8 protein-coding genes are annotated in these 11,046 nt (G+C 74.5%); 6 read left to right on the top strand and 2 right to left on the bottom strand.

Annotated elements, in window-relative coordinates; genetic code table 11:
• The first annotated feature begins 376 nt into the window (after nt 1-376).
• The 3 genes from ACFWXO_RS43640 (at nt 377) to ACFWXO_RS43630 (ending at nt 5,666) form a co-directional block, all read left to right on the top strand.
• Nucleotides 377-1,453 carry a GAF domain-containing protein gene (locus tag ACFWXO_RS43640; protein WP_380395852.1) on the top strand — a complete coding sequence of 359 codons (1,077 nt, stop codon included), beginning with the start codon at nt 377-379 and terminating at the stop codon, nt 1,451-1,453.
• A 334-nt stretch (nt 1,454-1,787) separates the two neighbouring features.
• The gene (locus tag ACFWXO_RS43635) at nt 1,788-3,377 is read left to right on the top strand and encodes a lipase maturation factor family protein (RefSeq protein ID WP_380532395.1); all 1,590 of its coding nucleotides are present in this window, start codon (nt 1,788-1,790) and stop codon (nt 3,375-3,377) included.
• Nucleotides 3,378-3,581: 204 nt separating this feature from the next.
• Entirely contained in the window at nt 3,582-5,666 is a 2,085-nt protein-coding gene (locus ACFWXO_RS43630) for a hypothetical protein (protein ID WP_380532386.1), read from the top strand.
• A 219-nt stretch (nt 5,667-5,885) separates the two neighbouring features.
• Here ACFWXO_RS43630 and ACFWXO_RS43625 read toward each other — a convergent pair whose 3' ends face one another.
• Together ACFWXO_RS43625 and ACFWXO_RS43620 are read right to left on the bottom strand one after the other, a co-directional pair.
• The gene (locus ACFWXO_RS43625; protein WP_380532384.1) at nt 5,886-6,929 is read right to left on the bottom strand and encodes a transglycosylase SLT domain-containing protein; all 1,044 of its coding nucleotides are present in this window, start codon (nt 6,927-6,929) and stop codon (nt 5,886-5,888) included.
• Nucleotides 6,930-6,986: 57 nt separating this feature from the next.
• Nucleotides 6,987-7,739, bottom strand: a complete 753-nt coding sequence (locus ACFWXO_RS43620; RefSeq protein ID WP_380532392.1) for a helical backbone metal receptor — start codon at nt 7,737-7,739, stop codon at nt 6,987-6,989.
• A gap of 228 nt (nt 7,740-7,967) precedes the next feature.
• On the opposite strand from ACFWXO_RS43620, the gene ACFWXO_RS43615 reads away from it, so the two are divergent.
• The 3 genes from ACFWXO_RS43615 to ACFWXO_RS43605 all read left to right on the top strand — a co-directional run.
• The gene (locus tag ACFWXO_RS43615) at nt 7,968-9,062 is read left to right on the top strand and encodes an ABC transporter substrate-binding protein (protein ID WP_380532382.1); all 1,095 of its coding nucleotides are present in this window, start codon (nt 7,968-7,970) and stop codon (nt 9,060-9,062) included.
• A gap of 132 nt (nt 9,063-9,194) precedes the next feature.
• On the top strand, nt 9,195-10,229 hold the full coding sequence (locus ACFWXO_RS43610; protein ID WP_380532389.1) for a FecCD family ABC transporter permease: 1,035 nt from the start codon (nt 9,195-9,197) through the stop codon (nt 10,227-10,229).
• Nucleotides 10,226-11,046 (top strand): ABC transporter ATP-binding protein (locus ACFWXO_RS43605; RefSeq protein WP_380532380.1); only part of this gene is annotated, 821 nt, incomplete at its 3' end. The genes ACFWXO_RS43610 and ACFWXO_RS43605, both read left to right, overlap by 4 nt.

Below are 11,046 nucleotides of genomic sequence, written 5' to 3'. Positions count from 1 at the left end.
ATTGGGCTCCCTCCTCCGCCTTGCGATGCACGCACCCCAACGCCGCCCCGCCCGCCCTCCGGGCGGACGACGGGAGTTTGAAGACGGACCCTAGGGGCGGCGCTCCCGTGGGGCCCGGGGAACTACCGTCCGTGTCTTCGGCAGGGCTCATTGTCATATGGGCACATGGGATCCATACATAGTGGATCTTGGAATGGCGGGATTCGGCCCGTCCGCTTCGGGGCGGGTTTTGCCAGGGGGTCGGGAGGGGATTGACCTTCCCCCCTCGGCCGGAGCGCCCGTGGTCGCTCACATGCTGCTTTGACTGTCCATCAGCAACGTCGGTGGCCGGTACCGGTAGCACCGCGGCGCCCGGATGTCTGATTACATGTGCGCCATGACTGATGTGATGAGCACTCAAGGCCAGTTCCCGAGTGCTGCCGGGGAATCCGAGCGGACCCGCAGGCTGCGCAGCCTGGGTCTCAACGAACCCTCCGCGGACGAGGCCTTCGACCGCTTCGCCCACCTGGCAGCCAGCATCACCCGCGCTCCCATCGCGATGGTCAACTTCATCAACGACGAGCGCCAGATGTTCCGGGGGCTCTACATTCCGCCAAATTCCTCCGACCTGGCGGCCGAAGAAGGCGCGTCCTGGGCGGATCGGGGCATCGCCTTCGACCTCCCCACCCGACAGATGCCGATGAGTCACGGTTTCTGCCCGCACGTGGTCGCCCAGCGCTCACCCCTCGCACTGGACGACATCCTCGCCTACCCCCGGTTCGCCGGTAACCCGGTCGTGGACGAACTCGGCGTCCGGGCCTACCTCGGCGCCCCGCTCGTGGACGACACCAACACCGTCATCGGCACCGTCTGCGTCCTCGACCGGGAACCCCGGCAGTGGGGACGCGAGCGGCTGCGCGACATCCAGCACCTCGCCGAGGCGCTGCTCTCCGAGATCCGGCTGCGCGACAACCTGCTCGCCCAGCAGCAGGAGATGTTCGCCGCCTTCGACGGCTCCCCGTTCCCCATCATGCTGACCGACGGCCCCGGCCAGGAGATCCGCTACGCCAACGCCCAGCACGCCGACACCTTCGGCGCCCCGGTGGCGTACGGCTCGATCGGCACCGCCTACCCCCAGCTCGGCGCGGCCGGCCTCCAGCAGGCCGTCGCGGAGGCCTTCCACACCGGACGGGCCACCGTCCTCAACGACGTCCGGATCCAGTCCGGCCGTCCCGAGGCACAGCGCATCCAGCAGATCTTCAGCTTCACCTGCACCCCGCTGCGGACCGCGCGCACCGGCCAGGTCAACGGCGTCCTCACCGTCGGCATGGACGTCACCGCCCAGTCCCGCACCGAGGAGGAACTCGGCACCCTGGCGGCCCTGCTGGTCGACCGGCTCCAGCAGAACGGCGCGGCCACCGCGACCGGCCGACCGGGCATCGCCGGCGGCACCGGACTCGTCCTGCCGAGCTGAGCGGCCGACCGTCGCTCGTGCGCGGCAGCACGGCGCCCGGGCGCAACCGGCCACCGCACCAACCGCACCACTCGCACCACTCGTATCAACGGCGCCAACCGCGCCAACCGCATCAACCGCACCGCCCATCGCACCACCCGCACTGCCCACCACTGTGGCGGGGCGCCTCTCACCCCCGAGGAGAGGCTCCCCGCCACAGTGCTGTCCCGGCCGGACCCGCTGTCCCGGCCGAGACCGCTGTCCCGGTAGGGCCCGCCGTCCCGGCCGGGCCGCAACCAGCGAGCCGCCGTCCGCCGCCGGTCCGCCGGTGGTAGGCATGGGCCGCATGGACTGGATGGACTGGTTCGCCGCCCCCGACTACTGGCTGAGCCGACTGCTCGTCCAACGCCTGCTCGCCGGCCTCTACCTGATCGGATTCCTCAACGCGGCCGCGCAGTTCCGCGCCCTCATCGGCACCGACGGCATGCTCCCGGTGCCCCGCTTCACCGCCCGGGTCCCCTTCCGCCACTCGCCCGGCCTCTTCCACCTCCACTACAGCGACCGCTTCTTCACCGCCGTCGCCCTGACCGGCGCCGCACTGGCCGCCGCGGTGGCGGCCGGCCTCGGCGACGCCCTCCCGCTCTGGGCCTCGATCCCGGTGTGGGCGGTGCTCTGGGCCCTCTACCTCTCCATCGTGAACGTCGGGCAGACCTGGTACTCCTTCGGCTGGGAGTCGCTGCTGCTCGAAGCGGGCTCGCTCGCCGCCTTCCTCGGCAACGCCGACACCGCCCCGCCCACCCCCGTGCTCTGGCTGATGCGCTGGCTGGTCTTGCGGGTCGAGTTCGGCGCCGGACTGATCAAGCTGCGCGGGGACAGCTGCTGGCGCGACCTGACCTGCCTGCGCTACCACCACGAGACCCAGCCCATGCCCGGACCGCTCAGCTGGTTCTTCCACCACCTGCCCGACCCGCTGCACCGGGTCGAGGTGGCGGCCAACCACGTCGTCCAACTCCTCGTCCCGATCGGCCTGCTGCTCCCGCAGCCCGTCGCGAGCTACGCCGCCTGCGCCGTGATCGCCACCCAGCTGTGGCTGATCGCCTCCGGCAACTTCGCCTGGCTCAACTGGCTGACCGTCGTGCTCACGCTCGCCGCCGTCGAACCGGCCCGCCTCGGCCTGCCCGTCCGCGCCCACACCGTCCCCGACGCCCCCGTCTGGTACCAGGCGGTGGTCATGGCGGTCACCGCCGCCGTCCTCGTGCTCAGCTACTGGCCGGTGCGCAACCTGCTCTCCCGGGGCCAGGTGATGAACCGCTCCTTCAACCGGCTGCACCTCGTCAACACCTACGGCGCCTTCGGCAGCGTCAACCGCCTGCGCCGGGAGGTCGTCGTCGAGGGCACCGACGAGGCCGTCGTCACCCCGCACACCGTCTGGCGCGAGTACGGCTTCAAGGGCAAACCCGGCGACGTGCGCCGCCTCCCGTGCCAGTACGCCCCCTACCACCTGCGCCTGGACTGGCTGATGTGGTTCGCCGGCATCTCGCCCGCCTACGCCCGGCCCTGGTTCCTGCCCTTCGTCGCCCGCCTGCTGGCCGGCGACCGGGCGACACTGCGGCTGCTGCGCCACAACCCCTTCCCCGACGCCCCGCCGACCCACGTCCGGGCGACCCTCCACCTCTACCGGTTCACCGGATGGCGCGAACTGCGCGAAACCGGCGCCTGGTGGCACCGCACCGCGCTCCACGCCTACCTCGCGCCGGTCGACCTGGCCGCCCTCGGCCGGGCCGGCCACCACCCGCCGCCCACCCGGCCCGGCCGCGGCCTGCGCACCGTCCCGCTCGACCGGCTCCGACGGTCCGCTCCACCCGAGCCGGGCCCGCCCCGGACGGAGCACCCCGGCCACCCGTCCGGACCAGCACCGGGCCACCCGGGTGGCCCTCCCGAGTAGCGGCCAGGCGGGCGGTACGGCATACGACACCAGTCCGTCCGGCGGTGGGTGCGTGCAAGGCTCGAACGGGCACCCGTATTCTGGGCCTCCACAACCGGCGGTCCGACCCGCACGCCCCCCGGTCCCGCCCCAGGGGCCCCGTGCACCCGGGCCGCCGCCCCCTCGCCGTCAGCCCCGCCGTCGTCGCCCAGAACCGGACCTCACATGACAGTGCTTCACTCGCGCAACGCCGACGCAGCCGACCCGGCGGACGTCGCCGACGCCGCAGACGTCAAGGACCCCCAGGACGCCGCTGCGGAGCCCGACCTCCGCGAGGACCTCGGCCGCTACGCCGAACTCGGGGCCTTCACGCTCAGCGCCGACACCCACGCCTGGTACGCGGCCGTCGACACCGTGGCCACCCCCGAGGACGCCCGCGCCGCCTCCACCGCGCTCGCCGAACTCCGTGGCAGCGACCTCCAGCAGACCTGGGAAGCCGTCACCGCGATGGCCGCCGAGGTCAAGCTGGACGAGCCCGACACCGTGGCCAAGACCGCGCTGCTGGTCGAGATGCTCCAGCGGGTCCGCCGCACCTCCGCCACCCTCACCGACGCCGCGTACGACGCCGACCTCGTCGCCCTCGCCGCCGCCACCGCGGACAGCACCTGGCGCCGCGAGAACGGCGTCAAGCTGTCCTGGCTGCGCGGCCGCTCGCTGCGCAAGCAGGCCGCCGCCCTCGCCCACGACCGCAAGGTCCGCCGCGAGGACCTGCACGAGGCGCTCACCTCCGCCGAGATCGAGCGCCGCGCGTGGGCCGCCGTCGCCCCCGCCGGCACCCTCCCGCGCGTGCCCGCCGACGGCAGCCTGGTCGAGCGCACCGCCCAGGCCTTCGAGCCGATCAACACCGGCCTGCGCGGCCTCGCCCGACTGCTGCCCGAGCACGACCTCGACGGGCTCGCCTTCGCGGAACTGGCCGACCTGGTCGAACGCCTCGCCGCCGACGAGGGCACCCTCTACCGCCTGCCCACCATCCGCGGCCTGCGCGCCACCCTGGAGGATGCCGGCCTCGCCGACCTGCTCGCCGAACTCACGGCCGCCAAGGCCGACCGCCGCGCCGCCGAGGCCGCGTACGCGGCGCGGCAGGCGCTCGCGGGCGGGCAGCGGGACGGGCTGGCGGGGTCGTCGGCCGCGGAGCCGGTCGTCGCGGAGCCGGCTGCCGAGGAGCTGGACACCGAGGAGACGGACACCGAGCTGCCCGAGGCCGAGGTTGAGGCCCAGGTCGAGGCCGACGCCGAGGCCGAGCCGGCTGCGGTGGAGGAGGAGAAGGAGGAGGCTCCGGTCGCCGTGGTCTCCCTCCCGGCGCCCTCCCCGGCTGCTGACGACCTGGTGGCCGCCGCCACCGCCGCCCTGGCCGAGGCCGCAACGGCGGACGAGGTCGCGGAGGAAGCGGACGAGGCGAAGGCAGAGTCGGTCGAGGTCGAGGAGCCTGCCGCCGAGGTCGAGGTCACTGCCGAGGCCGAGGTCGAGGCCGCGGCCCAAGTTGAGGCCGAGGCCGTCGAGGTCGCGATCGCCGTCGAGCCGGAGGTGATCGCGGAAGCACCCGTCGAGGTCGCCGAGCCCGAGGCCGCTGAGCCTGAGGTCGCCGAGCCCGAGGCCGTTGAGGTCGAGGAGTCGCCGATCGAGGTCGACGCCGTCGAGGAGGCTCCGGCCGTAGCGGAGGAGGCCGAGGCTGTTGCCGAGGCGCCCGCCGTCGAGGTCGCGCCCGAGATCGCCGTCGAGGTCGAGGCCGTCGAGGAGCCCGCTGTCGAGCCGGAGGCCGTAGTCGAGGCCCCTGCCGTCGAGGCCGTGGTCGAGGCCCCTGCCGTCGAGGTCGTCGAGGTCGTCGAGGTCGTCGAGGTCGTCGAGCCGGTGGCCGAGGTCGAGGTCGTCGAGGAGGCTCCGGTCGTAGTTGCCGAGGCGCCCGCCGCCGAGCCCGAGCCCGAGCTTGCCGTCGAGGAGCCGGTTGCCGAGCCGGAGGCCGTGGTCGAGGCCCCTGCCGTCGAGGCCGTCGCCGAGGTCGAGCCCGAGCCCGAGCCCGTCGCCGAGGCGGCCACCGGCCGTCCCGCGAAGCCGGACTTCACCCCCGGCCGCCCCGTGACCGCCTACTCGGCGGACGAACTGCTCGCCGTCGTCCGCTGGATCGACGGTGACGGCACCGGGCGGAGCGACGAGGAGCTGCTCCGTGCGGCCATGAAGGAGCTCGGCTTCGCCCGCCTCGGCCCCCGGATCAAGGAGGCGCTGGGCGCCGCCGTCACCGCCGCGCGCGGCTGACGTCCGGGCGGCAGCCGGACACGGGGGGGGCGGGGGGGGCGGGGGCGCGGCGCGCGCGCGCGCGCGCGGGGGGGGGGGCGGGCGGTGTGGGGGGGGGGGCGGCGCCGCCCCGCCCGGCGCGGGGGGCGCGGGGGGCCGCCGGCCACGCGCGCGGGCGCGCGGCGTCGGCGCGCCCCGGGCCCCTGCGCCGTGTCTGCCGGTCCTGCTGCGAAGGGGCGGTCAGCCCGCCTTGTTCCAGGGCTGGCTCGCCATCAGCGCCTTCACGTTGGCGACGTACTTCGGGTTCGGTATGTCGAGGCTGCCGACGACCTCGCCCGAGGTGGGGTCGGTGACGGTGGTGTAGTGCACGTTGCCCGCGCCCGCGTTGTACGCGGAGATGACCAGGTCGAGCAGCGGTGTCTTGCCGGTGGCCGGGTCGGGGGAGAGGTCGTACTTGCCGCCGAAGGAGGAGTCGCCGTAGTAGGCGACCAGCCAGTCGATCAGCTGGGTGCCGAGCTGGACGTTCCCGGTGAGGGTCTTGGGGTCGGAGCTGGTGCCGTACTTGCCGTTCATCCAGCTGACGGTGTTGGGCATGACCTGCATGGTGCCGATCCCGCCGTCGCAGGCGAGGATGCCGGACTGCCAGCCGCTCTCCTGCCAGGCGATCGCCTTGACCAGGTTGACCGGCAGCGGCGGGAGCCTGTCGGTGCCGCCCGAGCTGAGGTTGAGCACCCGGGACTGGCCGGCGGCCGTCGTGAGCGCCGCGGCGACCGCGGGCTTGGCCTCGTCCGGCTGGGGCTTGCTGGGCTGGCAGCCGCTCTGAGCCGGGGGCACGTGGCCGGCGGGCGGCGCGGGCGGTGCCGGGAGGGCGACGGCGCCGGGCTTGGCGGTCGGTACGGGCGCCGGGATGGCGGGCTTCTCGACCGGCGGCTGGGTGGCGGGCGCGCCGGCCGCGGTGCCGCCGCTGCCCTTGGCGTTCCCACTCTGGGCGTTGCCGCTCTGGGTGGTGGGCGAGGCCTTTGCGGCCTTGCTCGGGCCGGCACTCGGGCTGTGCGAGGCGTCGGGGCTCGCGGAGGCGGAGGCGCTCGGCGTCGGGGTGGTGCTCGCGGGCGGGCTCGCGCTCGACGTGTCGGTCGGCGCGGCGGAGGCCGCGGTGAGGGTGGTGCCGGATCCGGCGCTCGGGTGCTTGTCACCGCTCTCGGTGCCGCAGCCCGCCAGGACGGCGGTCGACACGGCGACGGCCGACACCAGGACGGTGGCCCGCCGGGTGGTGCGCAACTTCATTGGTGGTCCCCCCACTCGTCGCCGGTGATCCCGTGATCCCGGCGAGTGGCGGTCATCCTATGGTGCGGTCGTCTCCCCCTGGACGAACGGGTGCTCGATCGCCCGCCGGAGGACGGCCGGGGCCTCCGCGAGCGAGGGCCCGTACCAGGTCAGGTGCCGTCCGCCGACCAGCGCGACCGGGATGCCGGGGAAGGCCTCCGGGCCGTCCTCGGCGGTGAAGCGGTACGGCTCGTCCGGCAGCACCACCAGGTCCGGCCGGTCGGCGAGCAGTTCGGGCAGCGGCACGGCCGGGTAGCGCTCGGGGTGCTCGGCGTGGACGAGCCGCAGGCCGAGGCGGCGCAGCAGGTCCCCGGCGAAGGTGTCGCGGCCGAGCACCATCCACGGGCGGCGCCAGATCGGCACGACCGCCCGCGGGCCGCGGTCACCGCTCGGCCGGACGTCCCGCCACGCCTCCTCCGCCTCGTCCAGCCAGGCCGGGCGCGGCAGTCGGCAGGCGACGGTGAGCAGCCGGTCCAGCGAGCGGAAGGCGTCGTCCAGGGTGCGGATGTCGGTGACCCACACCGGAACCCCGGCCGCCCGCAGCGCCTCCAGGTCGGGGCGGCGGTTCTCCTCGTCGTTGGCGATCACGAGGTCCGGGCCGAGCGCGAGGACGCCCGGCACGTCCGGGTTCTTGGTGCCGCCGATCCGGGTGACGGCGAGTTCGGCGGGGTGGCTGCACCAGTCGGTGGCGCCGACCAGCAGGCCGGGCGCGGTGGCGGCGACGGCCTCGGTCAGCGAGGGCACCAGCGAGACCACCCGGCGGGGCGGCAGCGGCCCGAGCCGTACGGGCAGGCCGAGGTCGTCGCGCGGGTCGGTGAGGTCTGCCACCCGGCCACCCTATGCGCGACCACTGGGTACGGGGGCCTCCGGAAGCTCCGGAAGCTCCGGAAGTCCCGGAAGTCCCGGAAGTCCCGGGAACCCGGTGCGGACCCCGCCCGACTACCTGGTCCGGGTCCGCAGCGCGGGCCCTCAGCACGATCACCGACCAGGAGAGTCCTCATGCGCCCTCGCGTCGTCTGCGGTATCGCGGCCGCCGTCGCCCTGTTCGCCACGGCCTGCGGAAGCGGCGGTGGCGGGAACGGTGGCGGTGGCAGCGCCGCCCTCACCGCCCAGGCCACCCCCGCCGGGGCCGCCTACCCCGTCACGGTCGCCGACTGCGCGGGCAAGGAGACGACCATAGCCAAGGCCCCGACGAAGATCGTCACCAGCAACGCGTCGAGCCTGGAGCTGCTGCTCCAACTCGGCGCGGGCGACCGGGTGATCGGCACCGGCTTCCCGCCCGGCAAGGGCACCCTGCCGGCCGCGCTCGCCGAGCAGGGCGCCAAGGTCCCGGTGCTCGGCGACAAGACCATCCCCAAGGAGAAGCTCCTCGGCTCCGGCGCCGACCTCTACGTCGACACCTTCGGGGCGATGCCGATGATGGGCGGCGGCGCCACCGGGCCCAGCGAGGCCGAGTACGCCGCGGCCGGCATCCAACACGTCTACCTGCTCTCCACCGCCTGCGCCGGCACCCCGAAGGCCGCCAAGGCGCCGCGCACCGACCTCGCCGGGATCGAGGAGGACATCCGCCGCCTCGGCGCCGTCACCGGAACCGGCGCCCGGGCCGAGGAACTCGTCACCGGGATGGAGAAGCAGATCGGCGGGGTCCGCACCGCGCTCGCCGCCGTCCCGGAGGACAAGCGGCCGAGCTACTTCGTCTTCGACTTCGACGCCGGGACCAAGCAGCCGGTCGCGGTCTGCGGCCGGCAGGTGGCCAACGCCGTCATCACCCAGGCCGGTGCCCGCAACGTCTTCGCAGACTGCGACGCCGACTTCAAGCCCGGCTCCTGGGAGGACGTGGTGGCCAAGAACCCCGACTGGATCCAGCTCGCCGTGCGCAACCGCGGCAGCGAGGAGGACACCCGCAAGGCCTTCGACGACGCCGAGGCGTTCCTGCGCGGCTTCCCGGCGACCCAGGGCCTCAAGGCCGTCCAGGAGGGGCACTTCGTCCGGCTCGGCTCCGAGGTGACCACCATCGCGGGTGTGCGCAACGCCGACGCCGTCCGGCAGATCGCTGCCACCGTCCACCCCGACCTCGTCAAGAACGGGCAGTAGGCGGTGACTTCGGCCGACCTCGCCGAGGCCCCGGACAACCGGAGCCCGGACAATCGTGGTCCGGACAGCCGGCGCCCGGGCCACGGGAGCCCGGACAGTGAGCGCCCGGACAGCCGGCGCCCGGCCCGCACCCTGCGGGCCGGGCCGCTGGCCGCCGCGCTCGCCGCCGCCCTGGTGCTCGCGCTGACCGCCGCCGTCTCGCTCGGCTCGGTGGACATCCCGCCCGGCGAGGTCTGGTCGGTGGTCGCCCACCACCTCACCGGCCGGGCCCCCGAGCCCGGCACCCGCGACCTCATCGTCTGGCAACTGCGCGTCCCACGCGCCCTGCTGGCGGCCGTGGTGGGCGCCGGACTCGGCCTGGTCGGCACCGCCGTCCAGGCCCTGGTCCGCAACCCGCTCGCCGACCCCTACCTGCTCGGCATCTCCTCCGGAGCCTCCCTCGGAGCGGTCGCCACCCTCGTCCTCGGCACCGCCTTCGGGCTCGAACTCTCCCTCGGCAGCGGGCTCGGCCTCACCGTCTCCCTGGCCGCCTTCGCCGGGGCGCTCGCCGCGTTCTCCCTGGTCTGGCTGATGGCCCGGCGCGGCGGCGGCTTCTCCCCCCTGCGCCTGGTGCTGGCCGGCATCGGCATCGCCCAGTTCCTCGGCGGCATCACCAGCTACCTCGTCCTGCAGACCAGCGACGAACAGCAGACCCGGGGCGTGCTGTTCTGGCTCATGGGCAGCCTCGGCGGCGCCGTCTGGTCCCAACTCGCCGTCCCCGTCGCCGCCGTGGCACTCGGCCTGGCCCTGCTCCAGGCGCGGGCCCGCGGGCTCAACGCGATGCTGATGGGGGACGAGACGGCCGCCGGACTCGGCGTGGACGTCACCCGGCTGCGCCGCGAGGTCTTCGTCGTCACCAGCGTCCTCACCGGAGTGCTGGTCGCCGTCTCCGGGGCGATCGGCTTCGTCGGGCTGATGGTCCCGCACGTCTGCCGACTGCTCGTCGGCGGCGACCACCGGCGCCTGCTGCCGCTGTCCGCCCTCACCGGGGCCGTGCTCCTGGTCGTCGTCGACACCGTGGCCCGCACCGCCCTGGACGGCCAGGAACTGCCGATCGGCGTGGTCACCGCCGTACTCGGCGCCCCCACCCTGCTCTACCTGCTGGACCGACGACTGGAGCGCAGTTGAGGATCGCCGTCGAGGACCTGAGCGTCGCCCTGGCCGGGCGCACCGTGGTGGCCGGAGTCCACCTGGTCGCCGAGGAGGGCGAGATCGCCGGACTGGTCGGGCCCAACGGCAGCGGCAAGTCCAGCCTGCTGCGCACCGTCTACCGGCACCTGCGGCCCAGCGCCGGCCGGGTCCTGCTGGCCGGGCGGGACCTGGCGGAGCTGCGGCCCGCCGAGTCCGCCCGGCACATCGGGGCACTGCCCCAGGAACGCGGCGGGGACTTCGAGTTGAGCGTGCGCGAGGTCGTCGCGATGGGCCGCACCCCGTACAAGCGGGCGTTCGCGGCCGACGACCCAGAGGACCACCGGATCACCGCCGAGGCCCTGCACCGGGTCGGCATGTCCGGGGCCGCGGACCGCCGCTTCGCCCAGCTCTCCGGCGGTGAACGGCAGCGGGTGCTGCTCGCCCGCGCGCTCGCCCAGCAGCCGGACGTCCTGGTGCTGGACGAGCCGACCAACCACCTGGACGTCCGCCACCAGGTCGAACTCCTCGCCCTGCTGCGGGAGCAGCGCCGCACCACCCTGGTCGCGCTGCACGACCTCAACGCCGCCGCCTCGGTCTGCGACCGTCTGCACGTGCTGCACCGCGGCGCCCTGGTGGCCTCCGGGGCGCCGCGCGAGGTGCTGACGGCGGAGCTGCTGGCCGAGGTCTTCGGCGTCCGGGCCGCGGTGGTCGAACACCCGCTGACCGGGGATCCGTTGATCGCCTTCGACCACCGCGCCCCGGCCGGTGCCGACCCGGCGGGTGCTGACCCGGCCGGTGCCGCGTCGGCCGGGAC

It is taken from the genome of Kitasatospora sp. NPDC059088 (genome assembly GCF_042738155.1).
In the GTDB taxonomy this organism is placed as follows: domain Bacteria; phylum Actinomycetota; class Actinomycetes; order Streptomycetales; family Streptomycetaceae; genus Kitasatospora.
This window is presented reverse-complemented; position numbering and strand designations above follow the sequence as displayed.